Below are 18,170 nucleotides of genomic sequence, written 5' to 3'. Positions count from 1 at the left end.
CCGCTTACTCCTCGACCGTGAGCCGGATGATGCCGTAGTCGTATCCCTTGCGGCGATACACGACGCTCGGCTTCATCGAGTCCTTCTCCACGAAGAGGAAGAAGTCGTGGCCCACGAGCTCCATCTCGTAGAGGGCCTGGTCGAGCGTCATCGCCGCCGAGGTGTGCTCCTTCTCGCGCACCACGAGCGGTCCGTCGCCCTGGACCTCGATCGTGGCGACCTGGCGGACCTGCGGGCCCTCGTCGGGCGATTCGGCCGCTGCACGGGCCAGATCGGCCGTGGCCGCCTCGAACGCGTCGTCCTGGTGCCGGTCGCGGTGACTGCGCTTGCGCTCCACGACGCGCCGCAGCCGCGCCTCGAGCTTGTCCATCGCGGCGTCGAGCGCCGAGTGCTGGTCGGTCGAGGCGGCCTCGACCCTGACCACCGGTCCGCGCGAGAGCAGCGTCATCTCGACCTTGGCCGCCTTGTCGTGCTGGCGGGGGTTGTTCGCATGGGTCACCTCGACCTCGACGCGGTTGATGCGCTGACGGCCGTCGAACTTCTCGATCCGCTGGAGCTTGTCGGCGACATGGGAGCGGAACCGCTCCGAGATCTCGCTGTTGCGACCGGTGACCACGATTTCCATGTTCGACTCCCTAGCTACGTTGCGAGTGCCCGAACTTCTCGGTTCCCTTCGACCGTAGCCCGGGGAGGGGGTGACCCGCCACCGCTCAGGCCTGCCGAATCGCCGCCGCGACTGCAGCGGCACCAAGGATCTCGACCGGGCCCCGCTCCGCCAGGGCCCGCGCCGCCTCACGCAGGGTCGCGCCCGTCGTGACGACGTCGTCGACCACCACGACCGGCGCGCGCGGAAGGGTCGCGGCACGCATGCTGTACGCGACGTTCCGGCGGCGTTCGTCGGCCCCGAGACCGTGCTGGTCGGCGGGCTGGCGCGCGAGTCGCAGCGCCGGCACGACCCTCGCGTCGACCCCTGCCACGGCGAGCATCCGGGCCGCCCGGCGTGACACGTCGCCGACGAGGTCGCGGCCACGCTCACGTCGGGCGCGGCGGGTCGTGGGCACCGGGACGAGCGCGACGACGGTGCGCTCCCCCAGCAGCGGCACGACCGCGGCCGCGAGGTGATGGGCCATCAGGACGTCGTGCCCGGAACGGCCGCCGACCTTCCACGCCAGGAGCGCATCGCGCAGCAGGTCGGCGTGTCGGCCGGCGGCGACGACCTCCAGGCCGGGCACCGGCACGGAGAACGGGTCGGGCACGACGAGGGTGGCGCACGGCCGGCAGATCCCGGGTCCGGGCGATCCGCACGAGGGGCAGCGCAGGCCGAGGACGAGGTCGGCCGCGGCGTGCCACAGGTCGCGCATGGAGCCAGTCTCGGCAGGTCGGGCGGGGCCCGTCGAGACGCTCCCGACCGCCTGTGGACGACGGCTCAGGCGATGCCGCGGACCTCGGGGATCCCGAGCTCGACCCAGCGCGTGTCGTCGAGCACCCACAGGGATCCGTCGGCGCCCAGGACGTAGAGATCGGCCTCGGGAGCGGCCGTGGCCAGCAGTGCCGTCGGCTGGACATCCGGGAGCAGCTGCCCGCCACCGGGCCAGCCCGAGACGTGGCCCGTCCCGTCGATCCGGACCGACATCACCTGCGATCCGTCCGGTGCCAGGTAGGCCACCCGCGCCGTCTGCACCCAGACGACCTGACGGGCCGCCTCGCCCGTCGTGACGCGGGTCGGCCGGGTCAGGCCGACCACGGTGCCGTCCTGTCGCTCGATGTCCCCGACGAGGAGGGCACCGTCCGCGGTCGCGGCGTACCGGGCGCCGTCCGGCGACACCGAGAACGAGCTGACCTCCGGCAGGCCCGGTGCCCTCACCGTCGTGACCCGGGTGCCGTCGGAGACCCGGACGCGGGCCGTGTCGCCGGGCCGGTCGACGAGCCACGCCAGACCCTCCACGTCGACGACGGGGCGCAGGAATCGCGCGCCCACGACGTCGACCGGGTCACGTCCTGCGGCGTCGGTGACCCGAGCCCGGTCGGGCCACACCCCCACGGCGCGGTCGCCGCCGGTGGTGACCATGACGGCGCCCTCGGCATCGTCGCCCCATGCTCCCGGCAGGGGCTGGCGCGAGGAGCGGTCGACCTGCTGGGCCGCGCCCGCCGTCACGACGATCGCCCACCGGCGGGACTTGTCCGGACCGAACGAGGCCCAGCCGTAGGCGTCCTGGACCGCGTCGCCGTTGGGCGCGACGACGGTTCCGTCGCCGGTGATCTGGATGCTCGTGACGGCGGGGATCTGGCGCAGCGTCCACGCGATCTGTGCCGAGAGCCGCTTCTGGTCGTTCGTCGTCAGCTCGCCCACGCGAGTCGAGAAGTCGACCTGCGCGACCCCCTCCACGACGGGCACCGAGGACCTCAGGTCGGAGGCGGGCGGGACGGCCGTCGTGAGGCCCGGCGGGTCCTGATCCGTGGGCCCGATCGCGAGGCTCGTCATGAGGGAGGTCGCCAACTGGTCGCCGACGACCTCGTGGACGGGCACCGTGACGAGCCGCTCCCCCGCGCCGTCGAGGAAGAACAGGTCGAACGGCCGCACGTAGTCGTCGAACCAGTCGTGGCTGACGAGCACGCCGTCCGGCGGCGTCGCGATCCGCCACTCCCCGTCGACCCGCTTGAGCCGGACGTCGACCCGGTTCGATCCGGTCAGGTGGCTCAGCCGCCCCTGCGCGTCGAGCCGCGACTCGGCCGCCAGGTCGATCCAGGCCCTGCCGCGTCGCGTCGAGAAGACGTCCGCGCTCGTGTAGACGGTCGTGCGGGTGCCGGGACGCCAGGTCCGCGCGGCCTCGGGCGTGAGGTACTCGGCGGCGACCTTATGCGTCACCGGGTACGCCAGCATCGCGTCGAGGAAACCGCGGATGATCTGCGGCTCGCTCGCCCCCGGCGCCGGCCCCGCCGGCGTGTACCGGACGGTGCTCTCGCCCAGACCGGACTCGTCCTCGACACGCTCGACCGGGCCGGAGGTCGGGATCGCCGCGCACCCGGCGGTGACGACGACGATGGCCGCGACCATGGCGACGCGACGCGTCCAGCGGACGCCGTTCATGCGTACACCGACTTCGAGACCGGCTCCCACACGCGCTCGCCGGGCTTGCGCGGCAGCGTGAGGACGAACTCCGTGCCCCGGTTCTCGCGTGACCACACCTCGAGGGTGCCACCGTGCAGTGCCGCGTCCTCGCGGGCGATGGCCAGGCCGAGGCCGGTCCCGCCCTGCGATCGGGCGGGGTCGCCGCGCCAGAACCGGTCGAAGACGCGGCGGACCTCCTCGGGCGTCATGCCGATCCCGTGGTCACGCACCGCGAGCGAGACCCGGTCGGGCGCCTGGGAGACGATCACGTCGACGCTCGCGGACTTGCTGTACCGGGAGGCGTTCACGATGAGGTTCCGCACCATGCGGTCGACGCGTCGGATGTCGGCGTCGACCACGGCCGGCCGGTTCACCCCGTGGGCCCGGCCCACCATCCCGGCGCGCGTGAGCGCCTCGCTGCCGGCGGCGCTGCGAGCGACCTCCGCGAGGTCGACGGGATCGAGCTCGAGGGTGGCCGCACCCGCGTCGAAGCGGCTCAGGTCGAGCAGGTCCGAGAGCAGGTCCTCGAACCGATCCAGCTCGGTGTGCAGGAGCTCGGCGGCACGGGCGGTCTGAGAGTCGAAGTCGCGCCGGGCGTCGAGCAGGACCTGGCTGGCCATCTGCACCGTCGTGAGCGGGGTGCGCAGCTCGTGCGAGACGTCCGAGACGAACCGCTGCTGCAGGCGCGAGAGGTTCTCCAGCCGGCGGATCTGGCTCTGCAGACTCTCGGCCATCTGGTTGAACGCCGTCGCGAGGCGGGCGATGTCGTCCTCGCCCCGCACGTGCATGCGCTGCTCGAGGTTTCCGGCCGCGAAGCGCTCGGCGATCCGACGGGCCAGCCGCAGCGGGTCGACCACCTGACGGGCGACGAGCCACGACACGATCGCGACCATCACCAGCAGCACCAGGCCACCGGCGAGCAGGGCGTTGCGCACGAGGTCGAGCGTCTCCTGCTGGTCGGCCATCGAGAAGACGTAGTAGAGCGCGTACTGGTCGTTCGAGCCGGGCGCCGTGACCCGGCTGCCGACCGTCACGACCGGGATCTCCCCGTCCGAGCCGAACGTGGACAGCTCCGAGAAGGTCCAGAACGTGCCCTGCTCCGACCCGACCTCCCTGACGAGGTCGGCGGGCACCTCGTCGATCCCGACGTCGCCCGAGGCACGCACCGGTGCGCCGCCGGGCTGGGCGAGCGGTCCCTGCAGCACGAGCTCGTACGAGCGGTTCTCGCCGCGCGTGGCGGCGAGCGAGTCGACGAGCTGGGTGAGCGCCTGCGACTGCGGGGCCGGCTCGGTGTCGACCGCGGCGTCGAGCTGGGACTGCGCCTGCTCGAAGCCCGCGCGGGCCTCGGCGATCGCGGCGTCGCGCCGGTTCTCGGCCAGCCCGCCGGCCACGTCGCGCAGCAGCGCCCAGCCCACGGCCAGGATCACCGCCGTGCTGAGCAGCACGGTGTTCAGCACGACCCGGAAGCGCAGCGAGCGCCGCCACAGGCCGACGAGCCGGCGCATCAGCGGATCGCCGGGTCGATCGCCTGGTAGCCCACGCCGCGCACGGTGCGGATCACCTGCGGGTCGTCGGCGTCGTCCTCGATCTTCTGGCGCAGCCGGGTCATGTGCACGTTGACGAGCTTCGTGTCGCCCGGGTGGTGGTAGCCCCAGACCTTCTGCAGCAGCACCTCGCGACTGAAGACCTGCTCGGGCGCGGCGATCAGGCACGCGAGCAGGTCGAACTCCAGCGGGGTCAGCGACACCGGGCGGCCGTCGCGGGTGACGGTGTGCGCCTGCGGGTCCAGGACGATCGCCCCGAACTCGATCCGGGCGGCGAGCGGGTCGCTGCGGCGCAGCCGGGCGCGGATCCGCGCGATCAGCTCGTTGTTGCGGAACGGCTTGGTGATGTAGTCGTCGGCGCCGACCTCGAGGCCGTCGACGATGTCTCCGGTGTCGCCCTTGGCCGTGAGCATGATGATCGGCACGCCCGAGAGCTCGCGGATCTGCCGGCACACCTCCATGCCGTCGAGGCCCGGCAGCATCCGGTCGAGCAGCACCACATCGGGCTTGAAGTCCTCGAACTCGGCCATGACTGCGTCGCCCGTGCGGACGACGCGCGTGCGGAAGCCCTCCCCCTCGAGCACGATCGCGAGCATCTCCGCCAACGATGCATCATCGTCGACGACGAGCACGCGATCGTGCTTGTGGCGGCGCTGCGACATGTCAGTAGCGGTAGTGGTCCGACTTGTAGGGACCCGCCACGTCGACCCCGAGGTACTCGGCCTGCTCCTTGGACAGCTCGGTCAGCTCGACGCCGAGGGCGTCGAGGTGCAGACGCGCGACCTCCTCGTCGAGGTGCTTGGGCAGCACGTGCACGCCCAGCTCGTACTGGTCGGCCTTAGAGAACAGCTCGATCTGCGCCAGCACCTGGTTCGTGAACGAGTTGCTCATGACGAACGACGGGTGACCCGTGGCGTTGCCGAGGTTGAGCAGGCGTCCCTCGGACAGCACGATGATCTTCTTGCCATCGGGGAAGATCCACTGGTGGACCTGGGGCTTGATCTCGTCCTTGACGATGCCCGGGATCTTCGCGAGGCCGGCCATGTCGATCTCGTTGTCGAAGTGGCCGATGTTGCCGACGATCGCCTGGTGCTTCATCTTCTCGAAGTGCTCGACCCGGATGATGTCGAAGTTGCCCGTCGTGGTGACGAAGATGTCGGCGGTCTCGACGACCGACTCGAGGCGCTTGACCTCGTAGCCGTCCATCGCGGCCTGCAGCGCGCAGATCGGGTCGATCTCGGTGACGATGACGCGGGCGCCCTGGCCACGCAGCGACTCGGCCGAGCCCTTGCCCACGTCGCCGTAGCCGCACACGACCGCGACCTTGCCGCCGATCATGACGTCGGTGGCGCGGTTGATGCCGTCGATGAGCGAGTGGCGGCAGCCGTACTTGTTGTCGAACTTGCTCTTGGTGACCGAGTCGTTGACGTTGATCGCCGGGAAGAGCAGCGTGCCGTCGCGGAAGCGCTCGTACAGGCGCAGCACGCCCGTCGTGGTCTCCTCCGAGACGCCCTTGATGTCCTTGGCGATGTTGGTCCAGTGCTGCGGCTTGGTCGCGACCGAGCGGGCCAGCACGCGCAGCACCTCCTTGAACTCCTCGTTGTCGGTGGAGTCCAGCGGCGGGACGACGCCGGTCTTCTCGTACTCGACGCCCAGGTGCAGCAGCATCGTGATGTCGCCGCCGTCGTCGAGCAGCACGTTGGGGCCGCCCTCGGCGAAGTCGAAGACCTTCTCGGCCTCGTCCCAGTACTCGGCGAGGGTCTCGCCCTTCCACGCGAAGACGGGCGTGCCGGCCGGCGCGTCGACGGTGCCGTCACGGCCCACGACGACGGCGGCTGCGGCGTGGTCCTGCGTCGAGAAGATGTTGCAGGTGGCCCAGCGCACGTCCGCGCCCAGCGCGGTGAGGGTCTCGATCAGGACCGCGGTCTGCACCGTCATGTGCAGCGAGCCGGCGATGCGGGCGCCGGCCAGCGGCTTGCTGTCGCCGAAGCGCTCGCGCATGGCCATGAGGCCCGGCATCTCGTGCTCGGCCAGCTCGATCTCCTTGCGGCCGAACTCGGCGAGGGACAGGTCCTTGACGTGATGATCCATGCCCGCAAGCCTACCGGCGGCCTCCCACGCACTCCCAATCGCGCGCCCGAACGGGGGCCGACTCACCGCACGCCCGGGGGCAGCGCCGGGGGAAAGCGCAGGAACGGGCGCAGGTGCCACATCGCGTCGAGCAGCGCGTACGTGCGCTCACGCCCGTCGGGCTTGGCCCGGCCCGTCATCACCGCATCGTGCAGGAACGCCATCTGCGTGGCGAGCCGCTGGTAGCGCCGGACCGCGTCCGCCTCGACGGGACCGAACCGGGCCGCGTACTCGCGGCACTGGCGCCGACGGCCGAAGCGCACGAGCCACGGCACCTCGGCCGGATGGATCCAGCCGCGCGTCGCGACATGCTCCAGCGATCGGGTGAGCGTCTGGAACTGCCGGACCCGCAGCACGATCGCCAGCACCGCCAGGCCGATCAGCAGCCCCGCCAGGACCAGGTAGGCGATCAGGAACCCGAACCCGCCGACGATGACGATCGACCCGTTCCACAGCGCGTGCAGCCCGACGCTGACGAGGTAGCCGACGAGGATCAGCCCGAGGCGGGCCCGCTTCGACGAGCGGAGCGCCGCGACGCCCATCGCGATGCCGATCGCCGACGTGAACAGCGGATGGGCGAACGGGCTGAAGAGTCCGCGCACCACGAACGTCGCCGTCGCCAACTCGGTGCCCGAGTAGGGCACGTCGGCGTCGAAGCCCAGGTAGCTGGCGGCGTAGTAGCCGACGTTCTCCATCGCGGCGAAGCCGATCGCGACGAGTCCCGACACGATCAGGCCGTCGAGGACGCCGTCGATGATCCGCCGACTGCGCACGAGCGTCAGCACGACGAACAGGCCCTTCGCAAACTCCTCGGCGAACGGTGCGCCGACGGCCGTGAGCCAGTCCTCGCTCATCCCGAGCCGCGCCATGGCGATCTCGAGCGGCAGCGCGATCGCCACCGCGACCACCGCGCCCCACACGAAGGCGGCCGCCTTGTACCGGAACGGCTCGGGCTCGACCCGGTCGAGCCACCAGTAGGCCCACAGCACGATCGGCAACGGGATGAGGGCGTAGACCAGGGCCAGCGAGGTGCCCGCCACGGACCCGGAGTGCGAGGCGAAGAAGATCGCACCGGCGACCCCGACCGCGGCCGCGATCCAGACTAGGACGACCAGCAGGACCCGACCGCGCTGGCGGAACGGATCCGTCTCGGGCGGCAGGGTCGATGCGGCGCTGGTCACGCAGGACAGCCTAGGGTCCGGTCCGGACACCCGCCGCTAGGCTGTGGCGAGGCCCCCGTAGCTCAGCTGGACAGAGCAAGAGCCTTCTAATCTCTAGGTCGCAGGTTCGACTCCTGCCGGGGGCGCTGCGCGGTCAGCGCGTGGCCGCCGCGATCGCCTCGGCAAGGTCGGCGGCCGACTGCGCCTCGGTGATCTCACCGTCGATCACGACCGTGGGCGTCGAGTCCACGAGGCCCGCCTTCGCGATCTCGTCGTACTGCTGCTGGACCCACGCCTGGTAGGTGCTCTGCGTCGCGCAGTCGTCGATCCCGGTGACCCCCGCCTCGCCGGCGAGGTCGACCAGATCGGCGTCCGACGGCGTCGGCACCTGCGTCGGCTGGTGGGCGAACAGCGCGTCGTGGATGCGCCAGAACCCCTCGGGACCGTCCTGCTCCAACCCGCACAGCGCCACCGACGCGGCCCGACTGGAGTAGTGGTCGGTGCCGTCGGCGTCGTCGAGCACGACGAACGGCACGTAGCGGTAGCGAATCGCGCCGGCCCTCGCCTGGTCGGCCAGGTAGACGCCGCCGTCGGCCGCGAAGTCCTTGCAGTGGCTGCACAGGAAGTCGGAGTACACCTCCACGACCGGCGCGTCGGCATCCTCGTCGCCGGCTGCGGGATACGGGACGCCGCCGTCGACCACGCCGGAGGGCGCGACGACGGCGGCGGGATCGTCCTCCATCGAGGAGACGACCCACCATGTCGCCGCGATCGCGGCCACGACCACGACGACGACCGCCGCCCCGATGAGTGCTCGGCGACGGTCGGGAGTCATCTCAGCCCTTGGCCGCCGCGTCGATCGCCTTCTGCAGATCGTCCGGGGTGCGGGCCTCGGTGACCTTGCCGTTGACCCAGACCGTCGGCGTGCCGGTGACATCGTCCTTCGTCTGCTGGTCGTCGTTGGTCTTGTCGATCCACGGGACGAAGCGGTGGCTCTTGACGCACGCCTCGTCAACCGTGACGCCGGCCGTCTTCGCCGTGGCGATCAGCTCGGTGTCGGACGGTCCGGCCGTGCCCTCGTCGGGCTGGTTCTGGTACAGCGCGTTGTGGACCTTCCAGAAGTCCTCGGCGCCGTTCTGGTCGACCGCGCACATCGCGAGGTTGGTCGACCGGCGGGAGTACTCGTTCGTGCTGCCGCCCTGGTCGTCGAGGAAGCTGTGCGGCATGAACACGAGCCGGATCTTGCCCGCGGCGGCCTGCTCCTGCAGGAACGGGCCGCTGACCTGCTCGAACTGCTGGCAGACGGGGCACTGGAAGTCCTCGAAGGTCTGCACGAGCGGCGCCGCGGCGTTGTCGACGCCCTCGTTGGCCGGGAACTCGACCCCGCCCTCGACGAGGTTGTTCGGGGTGATGACCTTCGTCTCGTCCTGGTTCGCGTCCGCGATCGACTTGATGCCCCAGCCGGCGACGGCGATCAACAGGATGACGACGGCCACGATCGCCACGGTGATGAGGTTGCGCTGGCGGCGGTCGGCCTTTTCGCGGTCCTTGCGCATCTGCTCTGCACGGGCGGCGCGGGCCTTGCGGTCGTTGGTCACGGGAGCTCCTCGGGCGGCACTTCTGACGATACGGCGGAAGCCTACCGGGCGCGGGCGAAGCGTCGGCGGCGCGCACTAGGGTTGGCTGCGTGAACGACAAGCTGGTGTGGATCGACTGCGAGATGACCGGACTCTCGCTGCAGGACGACGCGCTGATCGAGATCGCGGCCCTCGTGACCGACTACGACCTCAACGTCCTCGGCGACGGCGTGGACCTGATCATCAAGCCTCCGCAGGCCGCGCTCGAGCAGATGAACGAGGTCGTCACACAGATGCACACGACCTCCGGGCTGCTGGACGAGCTGGCCACGGGCATCAGCGTGCGCGAGGCCGAGGAGCAGGTGCTCGAGTACGTCCGACAGTTCGCGACCGAGCCGGGCCGCACCCCGTTGGCGGGCAACTCCATCGGCACCGACCGGGCCTTCCTCGCCCGCGACATGGCCGAGCTCGAGACGTGGCTGCACTACCGCGTCATCGACGTCTCCTCGATCAAGGAGCTCTCCCGACACTGGTTCCCGCGCGCCTACTTCGCCGCGCCGGCCAAGGGCGGCGCCCATCGCGCGCTCGCCGACATCCGCGAGAGCATCGACGAGCTGCGCTACTACCGGCGCACCGTCTTCACCCCCGATCCGGGCATGGACACCGACACCGCCCGCGCCGTCGCCGCCGAGATCGTCGGCGCGACGACACCCGAGTAGGTCCACGGCCGAGCCTCGGCTAGACTCTTCTCGCTGCGCTGCTCGGCGGCGCACATGGTGGCTGTAGCTCAGTTGGTAGAGCCCCGGCTTGTGGTGCCGGTGGTCGCGGGTTCAAGTCCCGTCAGCCACCCCGAATGGGGACGTGGGTGACCACGTCCCCTTTTCCTTTCCCCCGAGGACTGCACCACATCAGGGCACAATGACCTCATGGCCGAGATCAAGACTCAGCCCACCGACGCGAGCGTCGAGGAGTTCCTCGCCGCCGCCACTCCCGCCCGCCGCCGCGAGGACGGAGTGCAGCTGGCCGAGATCTTCGCCGAGGTCACCGGTGCCGAGCCCGTCATGTGGGGGCCGTCGATCGTCGGCTACGGCAGCTACCGCTACATCTCCCCCGCGAACCCCCGCAACCGCGGCGACTGGCCCAAGACCGGCTTCTCGCCCCGCAAGGCCCAACTGTCGCTCTACGGCCTCAAGGACCTGCCCGAGGGCGCCGCGCTGCTCCCGCGTCTCGGCACCTACACCGAGGGCGCGGGCTGCGTCTACGTCAAGAAGCTGGCGGACATCGACCTCGACGTCCTGCGCGAGCTCATCGCGATCGCGTGGACCCGCGGCGACGACGCCGAGCCCGAACGCTGACGTCCAGCGCGACGGCCGGGCCCGGAACCTCAGGCGGTCACGTGCTCGGCCAGCCACTCCCCCAGTTGCTGGGCGCAGTGATCGACGACCGTCGGCCAGTCCAGTGCCGTGTCGTCGGCGTTGTCACTGACCACCTTCACGAGGCGCACGGGCACCCCGGCGGCCGCGCACGCGCGGACGACCGCGAATCCCTCCATGTCGACGAGGTCGGCACGTCGACCGATCTGGTCGCGCACGACCGGGTCCGTGACGAACAGGTCACCGGTCGCGAGCACCGTGCCGTCGCCCTCGGGGACATCCAGCTCGTCGACCGCGTCGTGGCCGAGCGCGCGGATCGCGGCGGCCGACAGGTCGTGGTTGACCACCGTCGAGGGCACGAATAGCCCGGACACGCCTGCGCGCAGCGCACCGGCCGTGCCCACGTTCACGACGAGCTCCGGCCGGTGCTCGGCGATCGCCCCGGCCGTCGCCACGGCCGCCTCGACCTTGCCGATCCCCGTCAGCACGACCGTCAGCCCCTCCGGGACGTGCGCGGCCTCGGCCGCCGTCGCGGCGACGACCAGGACCCTCACTCGGCCTCCCCCGGAACGGCGACCGCGTCCACGTCGCGCGCCACCGGCACCCCGCCATCGCGCGCCACCGGCACGACGTCCGGGGCACCCATGCGCGCCGCGTCGGCGGTCTCGTCATCGGGCATCGTCTGGCTCTCACGCTCGGCCTCGACGCGCTTGAGGTAGTGGTCGACCTCGCGGGCGCGCTGGTCCTCCGACCAACCCAGCGCCTCGGCCATCAACGAGGCCGCGTCCTCGGCGCACTCGGTGCCGCGGTGGAACGTCTCGATCGAGATCCGGGTCCTCCGCGCGAGCACGTCGTCGAGGTGGCGGGCGCCCTCGTGCGTGACTCCGTAGACCACCTCGGCGCGCAGGTAGTCGTCGGTCCCGGGCAGCGGCTGGGCCAGGTCAGGCCGGGCGGCGATGAGGTCGAGCACCTCCAGCGCGAGCGAGCCGAACCGGTTGAGCAGGTGCTCCATCCGGCCGACTCCGAGGCCGTGGCGTTCGGCCAGGACGTGCCGCTGGTTCCACAGTGCCTCGTAGCCCTCGGCGCCGACGAGCGGCACGTCCTCGGTGCAGCACGGCGGCACGCGGCGGTCGAGCAGCGTGCCCATCTGCTGGACGGCCGCGTCGATCGCGTCCTTCGCCATGACGCGGTAGGTCGTGTACTTGCCACCGGCGATCACGACGAGACCCTTCACGCCCGTCGCCACGGCGTGCTCGCGCGACAGCTTGCTGGTCGCCTCGTCCTCGCCCGCGAGCAGCGGTCGCAGGCCGGCGTAGACACCCTCGACGTCCTCGGGCACGAGCGGCTCGACGAGGACCTTGTTCACCTCGTCGAGCAGGTACGCGATGTCCTTCGCGCTGGCCGCCGGGTGGTCCTTGCTGAGCGACCAGTCGGTGTCGGTCGTGCCGATGATCCAGTGGCGACCCCACGGGATGACGAACAGGACGGACTTCTCGGTGCGCAGGATCAGGCCGGACTCGCCGCGGATCCGGTCGCGCGGCACCACGAGGTGGATGCCCTTGCTGGCGCGGACGTGGAACTGGCCGCGCTCGTCCGCGAACGACTGCGTCTCGTCGGTCCACACGCCCGTGGCGTTGACGACCTGGCGGGCGCGGATGTCGAACTCGAGCCCGGACTCGAGGTCCTTGACCCGAGCGCCGACGACCCGGTCACCCTCGCGCAGCAGGTCGACCACGCGGGTGCGACTGACGACGTGCGCACCGTAGGCCGCCGCCGTGCGCGACAGCATCATCGTGTGCCGGGCGTCGTCGACCTGCCCGTCGTAGTAGTGCAGTGCTCCGACGAGCGCGTCCTTGCGCAGCGCGGGCATGAGACGCCGCGCGCCCGTGCGGGTCAGGTGGCGATGACGCGGCACGCCGCGTGCGCGACCCGACAGCAGCGCCATCGAGTCGTACAGCGCGACACCGGCGCCGGCGTAGCCGCGCTCCCACACGCGGTGCGTCAGCGGGTAGAGGAACGGCACGGGCTTGACCAGGTGCGGCGCGAGCTTCTCGATCAGCAGGCTGCGTTCGGCGAGCGCCTCGGCGACGAGCCGGAAGTCCAGCATCTCGAGGTAGCGCAGGCCGCCGTGGATCAGCTTGCTCGAGCGGCTCGACGTGCCCGAGGCGAAGTCGCGGGCCTCGACGAGGCCGACGGTCAGACCACGGGTCGCCGCGTCGAGGGCCGAGCCCCCTCCGACGACGCCGCCTCCGATCACGAGCACGTCGAAGTGCCGGCTCGCGAGAGCGTCGAGGGACTGTTGGCGGTACTGCGGGGACAGGGCGACCGTGCGCATGGGCCCAGTCAACCAGTCATCGGACGGCCTCGCGGATCGCCGTGGCGATGCGGGACGTCGCCTCGCGGGCCGGACGGCTGACGGCGGTGATGTTGATGAAGGCGTGGATGAGCGAGCCCTCGCGCTCGAGCGTCGTCGCGACCCCGGCCTGCGTGAGGCGCTCCGCGTACGCAATGCCCTCGTCGCGCAGCGGGTCGAAGCCGGCGACGGCGACGTACGCCGGCGGCAGCCCCGAGAGGTCCTCGGCGAGCAGGGGCGAGGCACGCGGGTCGAGGGCGTCCGACTCGTCCGCGAGGTAGCGCTCGCGGTACCAGTCCATGTGCTTCTCGGTGAGGAAGAAGCCGTCGGAGAACTCGGCGTACGAGGGGTGCTTCGTCGACAGGTCGGTGACCGGGAAGAGCAGGACCTGCAGGGCGGGCGTGACCTCCCGGCCGCGCAGCTGCTGGGCCAGGACAGCGCTGATGTTGCCGCCCGCGCTGTCGCCGGCGACCACGATCCTCGTGGCGTCGAGTCCCCAGCTGGGGGCGTGCTCGACGGCGAAGTCCCAGGCCGCGAGGGCGTCCTCGATCGCCGCGGGGAACGGGTGCTCCGGCGCCAGCCGGTAGTCGACCGACAGCACGTCGACGCCGGCCTCGCGGGCGAGGAAGCGGACCGCCGAGTCGGTGCTGATCCGGCTGCCCAGCACCCAGCCACCGCCGTGGAAGTACAGGACGAGACCGGCGGACTCCGTCGTCGCGCGGTAGCGGGTCGCGGGGATCGGGCCGCCCGGGCCCTCGATCACGAGGTCCTCCTCGACCGCGAAGGGCTCGAAGGTGTCGGCGAACACGAGCGCCTCGTCCTCGATCATGCGCCGGGCCTTCTCGACGGGATGGTCCGTGAAGTCACCGCCGGGGATGCGGTTCAGCACCGAGAGCGCGACCGCGACCTCGGGCGCGAGCTGCTCACCGGCCCGGTTCACCGGCGCGCGCCGGCCGAGTCGGGCGACGACGGACTCCGGCAGCCTCGCGAAGCCGCGGATGACCGACCGCTCCGCCTGCAGGGCGGCCGACAGCCGGCCCGCGGTTCCCGCGCTCACTCGACCCACCCCAGCGTGCGGTCGACGGCCTTCTTCCACTGGTGGTAGCCGGACTCGCGTTGCTCGTCGTCCCAGTTCGGGGTCCAGCGTTTCGACTCCGCCCAGTTCGCGACCAGCTCGTCGGTGCTCGCCCAGAACCCGACGGCGAGGCCGGCCGCGTAGGCCGCACCGAGGCACGTCGTCTCGGCGACCACGGGCCTGCTGACCTCGATGTCGAGGATGTCGGCCTGGATCTGCATGCACAGCTCGTTGGCGGTGATGCCGCCGTCGACGCGCAGCACCTCGAGCTCGAGGCCGGCATCGGAGACCATGACGTCCACGACGTCCTTGGACTGGTAGCAGATCGCCTCGAGGGCGGCCCGGGCCACGTGGGCGACCGTGTTGAAGCGCGAGAGGCCGACGATCACGCCGCGCGCGTCCGACCGCCAGTAGGGGGCGAACAGTCCGCTGAACGCCGGGACGAAGTAGACGCCGCCGTTGTCCTCGACGGTCGCGGCCAGGCCCTCGGAGTCGGCGGCCTCCGCGAACACCTTCAGCTGGTCGCGCAGCCACTGGATCGCCGAGCCGGTCACCGCGATCGAGCCCTCGAGGGCGTAGACGGCGGGCTCGTCGCCGAAGCGGTAGGCCACCGTCGTCAGCAGGCCACGCTCGGACCGGACGATCTCGGTGCCGGTGTTGAGGACGAGGAAGTTCCCCGTGCCGTACGTGTTCTTGAGCATCCCCGGCTCGAAGCAGGCCTGACCGACGAGGGCGGCGTGCTGGTCGCCGAGGTTGCCCGCGAGGACGACCTCGCCGTCGAAGGGCCCGTCGGCCTGCGTGCGACCGAACTCGACCGACGACGACGTGATCTCGGGCAGCATCTGCCGCGGGACGCCGAAGATCTCGAGCAGCTCGTCGTCCCAGTCGAGGTCCTCGAGGTGCATGAGCATCGTCCGGCTCGCGTTCGTGACGTCCGTGACGTGCACACCGCCGTCGGGACCTCCCGTGAGGTTCCAGATGAGCCACGTGTCGATCGTGCCGAAGAGCGCGTGCCCGGCCTCGGCGTCGGCGCGCACGCCGTCGACGTTCTCCAGGATCCAGTGCAGCTTGCCGCCGGCGAAGTACGACGCGGGCGGAAGGCCGGCCTTCGCGTGGATGACGGCGCCGGCGCCCTCCTCGTCGAGGCGCTTCGCGAGGTCGGCGGTGCGGGTGTCCTGCCACACGATCGCGTTCGCGTACGGCTCGCCGGTGCGCCGGTCCCACACGACCGTCGTCTCGCGCTGGTTCGTGATGCCGACGGCGGCGAGGTCGGCCGCGGTGATCCCGGCGGCCTCGAGCCCTCCGGCGACGACGGCCTGCGTGTTGCGCCAGATCTCGGCGGCGTCGTGCTCGACCCAGCCCGCGCGCGGCAGAATCTGCTCGTGCTCGACCTGGTGCCGGCCCTTCTCGGTGCCGGCGTGGTCGAACACCATGAAGCGCGTGCTGGTCGTGCCCTGGTCGATCGCTCCGACGAACTGCTCGCTCATGCGCGTCACCCTAGCCGCGGGCAGGCGCGACGGTGCGTCTTCCGGGCGCGGGTCGCGGGCCACTCGACGCATGACGCATCGACCCGATTCCGGCTTACTCTCGGAGCATGGCCGATCGCGTCGTCATCGTCGGGGCAGGACACAACGGACTGGTCGCGGCGACGCTGCTCGCCCGCGCTGGGCTCGAGGTGCAGGTGCTGGAGCGACTCGGCCACGTCGGCGGGGCGGCGATCAGCACCACGACGTTCGACGAGTACGACGCGCACCTGTCGCGCTACTCGTACCTCGTGAGCCTGTTCCCGCAGCAGCTCATCGACGAGCTCGGCCTGGACCTGGAGCTGCGCTCACGACGCACGGCCTCGTTCACGCCGTGGCAGCGCGACGGGCGGGTCGGCGGTCTGCTGGTCGAGACCGACGAGGGCGAGAAGACGCGGGCCTCCTTCGCCGACCTGACCGGCGACGACGCCGAGTTCGAGGCCTGGCAACGCTTCTACGCGGAGGTCGCCACGATCGCGGAGGCGATCGCGCCGACGTTCCTGCACCCGCTCCCCCACATCGGCGACCTGCGCGACAAGGTGCAGATGGCGATCTGGACCGACCTCGTCGAGCAGCCGCTCGGTACCGCCCTGCGGCGACGCTTCGCCGACGACGTCGTGCGCGGGATCGTCGCGACCGATGCGCTCATCGGCACGTTCGCGTCGCTCGACGAGGCGTCCCTCGTGCAGAACCGCTGCTTCCTCTACCACCTCGTCGGCAACGGCACCGGCGAGTGGCGCGTGCCCGTCGGCGGCATGGGCGCCGTCACCGACGCCCTCGCGCGGCGCGCGACCGAGGCGGGAGTGACGATCCGGCTGAACTCGGAGGTCGACGGGATCGACGTGAGCGACGTCGACGTCACGGTCTGCGGTGACGGTTTCGTCGAGAAGGCCGACCACGTCCTGTTCGGGGCGGCGCCGTACGTGCTGGAACGGCTGCTCGGGCACTCGCCCGCGACCAAGCCCGCCGGCGCCCAGCTCAAGCTCAACCTGCTGCTGTCGCGGCTGCCGAAGCTGGCCTGCGGGGTCGATCCGCGGACCGCGTTCGCGGGCACGTTCCACCTCGACGAGTCGTACGAGGAGCTGCAGGACGCCTGGGCCGCCGCGGCCTCCGGGGCACTGCCTCCGGCGACGGGCGAGTTCTACTGCCACACCCTCACCGACCGCTCGATCCTCGGACCCGCACTGCGCGACACCCCGGCCCACACGCTGACCTACTTCGGCCTGCACACGCCGCCGGAGGTCCTCGACGCGCCGGGGGCGAAGGACACCGCGATCGCGCGCGTCCTCCGCGCTCTCGACGAGCACCTCGCCGAGCCGATCGAGCCCCTGCTGATGGGCCTCGAGGCCAAGACGCCGACCGAGATCGAGCACGAGCTCTGGATGCCCGGCGGCCACATCTTCCACGGCGACCTCGCGTGGCCGTGGCTCGAGGAGGACGAGCACCCGCACACGCCCGCCGGCCGCTGGGGCGTCGCGACGCAGCACCCGCGGATCCTGCTGTGCGGCAGCGGCGCTCGCCGTGGTGGAGCGGTCAGCGGCATCGGCGGCCACAACGCCGCCTCCGCGCTGTTGGAGTCACTCGGGGCGTAGCCGCGCGTCGAGGAAGTCCAGCACCGCGTCCACGCCCACCTGCTGGCGATCGAGCGTGAGCGTCGAGTGCTGGCTGCCCGCGAACTCGACCGCCGTGAAGTTCGCGCCCAGCTCCGCGCGCAGCGTGTCGAAGCGCCGCCCGACCATCCGGTCGTCCTCGTAGCGCAGGCCCAGGACGGGACAGCCCTTCGCGACCCGCTCCCTGACGACGTCGAGGTCGGCCGGACTGAGCCCGAGGTCGCGAGATCGTGATCCGGTGAACGGGAACGGCGCGGAGGGCTGCGCCAGCACCGGGGCGACGACCGCCGGTTCGACGAGCATCGCCAGGGCGAACCCGCCGGTGAAGCACATCCCGATCGCGCCGACGCCGGGACCGCCCAGGTCCTCGTGCAGGGCGCGGGCCAGCGAGGCGAGCCAGCGGGTCACGGGAGCCGTCCTGCCCAGGGCGAGCGCCGTGAACTCCTTGCTGACGCATCCGCGGACGACCGAGCCGAGCATGTACCCGGTGGTCATGGGTCGCTCCGGTTCGCCGAACAGATCCGGCATCACGACCGTGAACCCGCGCGCGACGACCTCCTCGCCGAAGGCGATCACCTCGGGGGTCATGCCGGGGATCTCGTGGATCACGACGACCCCGGGGCCGCTGCCCTTGCGGTACGTGTCGTGGGTGATGCCCACGTCGGAGAAGCTGCCGCGGGTCCACGTCTGCAAGGCCGTCACGGTCGAAGCATGAC

At 71.3% G+C, this 18,170-nt stretch carries 17 protein-coding genes and 2 tRNA genes; 5 read left to right on the top strand and 14 right to left on the bottom strand.

The genetic code is table 11. The annotated features are described in order from the left end of the window. Window positions 1-4: 4 nt before the first annotated feature. The 7 genes from hpf to ACT26F_RS02295 form a co-directional block, all read right to left on the bottom strand. Window positions 5-625 carry a ribosome hibernation-promoting factor, HPF/YfiA family gene (hpf, locus tag ACT26F_RS02325; RefSeq protein ID WP_471668865.1) on the bottom strand — a complete coding sequence of 207 codons (621 nt, stop codon included), beginning with the start codon at window positions 623-625 and terminating at the stop codon, window positions 5-7. An 85-nt stretch (window positions 626-710) separates the two neighbouring features. Continuing rightward, window positions 711-1,361 carry a ComF family protein gene (locus tag ACT26F_RS02320; RefSeq protein WP_471668864.1) on the bottom strand — a complete coding sequence of 217 codons (651 nt, stop codon included), beginning with the start codon at window positions 1,359-1,361 and terminating at the stop codon, window positions 711-713. A gap of 65 nt (window positions 1,362-1,426) precedes the next feature. Next, window positions 1,427-3,088, bottom strand: a complete 1,662-nt coding sequence (locus tag ACT26F_RS02315) for an LpqB family beta-propeller domain-containing protein (RefSeq protein WP_471668863.1) — start codon at window positions 3,086-3,088, stop codon at window positions 1,427-1,429. After that, the gene (gene mtrB, locus ACT26F_RS02310; protein ID WP_471668862.1) at window positions 3,085-4,614 is read right to left on the bottom strand and encodes an MtrAB system histidine kinase MtrB; all 1,530 of its coding nucleotides are present in this window, start codon (window positions 4,612-4,614) and stop codon (window positions 3,085-3,087) included. Before mtrB ends, ACT26F_RS02315 begins: the two co-directional genes overlap by 4 nt. Then, on the bottom strand, window positions 4,614-5,315 hold the full coding sequence (gene mtrA / locus ACT26F_RS02305) for an MtrAB system response regulator MtrA (protein WP_471668861.1): 702 nt from the start codon (window positions 5,313-5,315) through the stop codon (window positions 4,614-4,616). Before mtrA ends, mtrB begins: the two co-directional genes overlap by 1 nt. A gap of 1 nt (window position 5,316) precedes the next feature. Further along, window positions 5,317-6,744, bottom strand: a complete 1,428-nt coding sequence (gene ahcY / locus ACT26F_RS02300; protein WP_471668860.1) for an adenosylhomocysteinase — start codon at window positions 6,742-6,744, stop codon at window positions 5,317-5,319. A gap of 62 nt (window positions 6,745-6,806) precedes the next feature. After that, window positions 6,807-7,964, bottom strand: coding sequence for a PrsW family glutamic-type intramembrane protease (locus ACT26F_RS02295; protein ID WP_471668859.1), 1,158 nt, complete (start codon window positions 7,962-7,964; stop codon window positions 6,807-6,809). A 51-nt stretch (window positions 7,965-8,015) separates the two neighbouring features. On the opposite strand from ACT26F_RS02295, the gene ACT26F_RS02290 reads away from it, so the two are divergent. Next, window positions 8,016-8,089: transfer RNA gene (locus ACT26F_RS02290), tRNA-Arg, on the top strand. An 8-nt stretch (window positions 8,090-8,097) separates the two neighbouring features. Here the strand turns inward: ACT26F_RS02290 and ACT26F_RS02285 are convergent. Together ACT26F_RS02285 and ACT26F_RS02280 are read right to left on the bottom strand one after the other, a co-directional pair. Then, entirely contained in the window at window positions 8,098-8,778 is a 681-nt protein-coding gene (locus tag ACT26F_RS02285; protein ID WP_471668858.1) for a DsbA family protein, read from the bottom strand. A gap of 1 nt (window position 8,779) precedes the next feature. After that, window positions 8,780-9,541, bottom strand: coding sequence for a DsbA family protein (locus ACT26F_RS02280; protein ID WP_471668857.1), 762 nt, complete (start codon window positions 9,539-9,541; stop codon window positions 8,780-8,782). Window positions 9,542-9,630: 89 nt separating this feature from the next. Here ACT26F_RS02280 and orn point away from each other — a divergent pair, with 89 nt between their 5' ends. The 3 genes from orn (at window position 9,631) to ACT26F_RS02265 (ending at window position 10,875) form a co-directional block, all read left to right on the top strand. Next, the gene (orn, locus tag ACT26F_RS02275; RefSeq protein ID WP_471668856.1) at window positions 9,631-10,239 is read left to right on the top strand and encodes an oligoribonuclease; all 609 of its coding nucleotides are present in this window, start codon (window positions 9,631-9,633) and stop codon (window positions 10,237-10,239) included. 57 nt (window positions 10,240-10,296) lie between these two features. After that, window positions 10,297-10,369, top strand: a tRNA-His gene (locus tag ACT26F_RS02270). Between the two features lie 77 nt (window positions 10,370-10,446). Then, entirely contained in the window at window positions 10,447-10,875 is a 429-nt protein-coding gene (locus ACT26F_RS02265) for a DUF1801 domain-containing protein (RefSeq protein ID WP_471668855.1), read from the top strand. 29 nt (window positions 10,876-10,904) lie between these two features. Here ACT26F_RS02265 and ACT26F_RS02260 read toward each other — a convergent pair whose 3' ends face one another. Genes ACT26F_RS02260 through glpK form a run of 4 tightly spaced genes read right to left on the bottom strand, consistent with a single transcriptional unit; the run spans window position 10,905 to window position 15,832 of the window. Further along, window positions 10,905-11,447 (bottom strand): nucleosidase, encoded by a 543-nt coding sequence (locus ACT26F_RS02260; protein WP_471668854.1) that lies wholly within the window; start codon window positions 11,445-11,447, stop codon window positions 10,905-10,907. Beyond that, window positions 11,444-13,228, bottom strand: a complete 1,785-nt coding sequence (locus tag ACT26F_RS02255) for a glycerol-3-phosphate dehydrogenase/oxidase (protein ID WP_471668853.1) — start codon at window positions 13,226-13,228, stop codon at window positions 11,444-11,446. Before ACT26F_RS02255 ends, ACT26F_RS02260 begins: the two co-directional genes overlap by 4 nt. A 16-nt stretch (window positions 13,229-13,244) precedes the next feature. Then, the gene (locus tag ACT26F_RS02250) at window positions 13,245-14,303 is read right to left on the bottom strand and encodes an alpha/beta hydrolase (RefSeq protein ID WP_471668852.1); all 1,059 of its coding nucleotides are present in this window, start codon (window positions 14,301-14,303) and stop codon (window positions 13,245-13,247) included. Next, window positions 14,300-15,832 carry a glycerol kinase GlpK gene (glpK, locus tag ACT26F_RS02245; protein WP_471671643.1) on the bottom strand — a complete coding sequence of 511 codons (1,533 nt, stop codon included), beginning with the start codon at window positions 15,830-15,832 and terminating at the stop codon, window positions 14,300-14,302. The genes ACT26F_RS02250 and glpK overlap by 4 nt, the downstream gene beginning before the upstream one ends. A gap of 83 nt (window positions 15,833-15,915) precedes the next feature. On the opposite strand from glpK, the gene ACT26F_RS02240 reads away from it, so the two are divergent. After that, the gene (locus ACT26F_RS02240) at window positions 15,916-17,436 is read left to right on the top strand and encodes a phytoene desaturase family protein (RefSeq protein WP_471668851.1); all 1,521 of its coding nucleotides are present in this window, start codon (window positions 15,916-15,918) and stop codon (window positions 17,434-17,436) included. On the opposite strand, the gene ACT26F_RS02235 is transcribed toward ACT26F_RS02240, so the two are convergent. Further along, a complete protein-coding gene (locus tag ACT26F_RS02235) occupies window positions 17,422-18,156 on the bottom strand; it encodes a dienelactone hydrolase family protein (RefSeq protein WP_471668850.1) in 735 nt (244 codons plus the stop codon). The two genes, ACT26F_RS02240 and ACT26F_RS02235, sit on opposite strands and share 15 nt — an antisense overlap. Between the last annotated feature and the right edge of the window lie 14 nt (window positions 18,157-18,170).

Source organism: Aeromicrobium sp. SP1, from assembly GCF_055663785.1.
The sequence above is the reverse complement of the archived record's forward strand: the minus strand, read 5'-3'. Positions and strand labels throughout refer to the sequence as shown.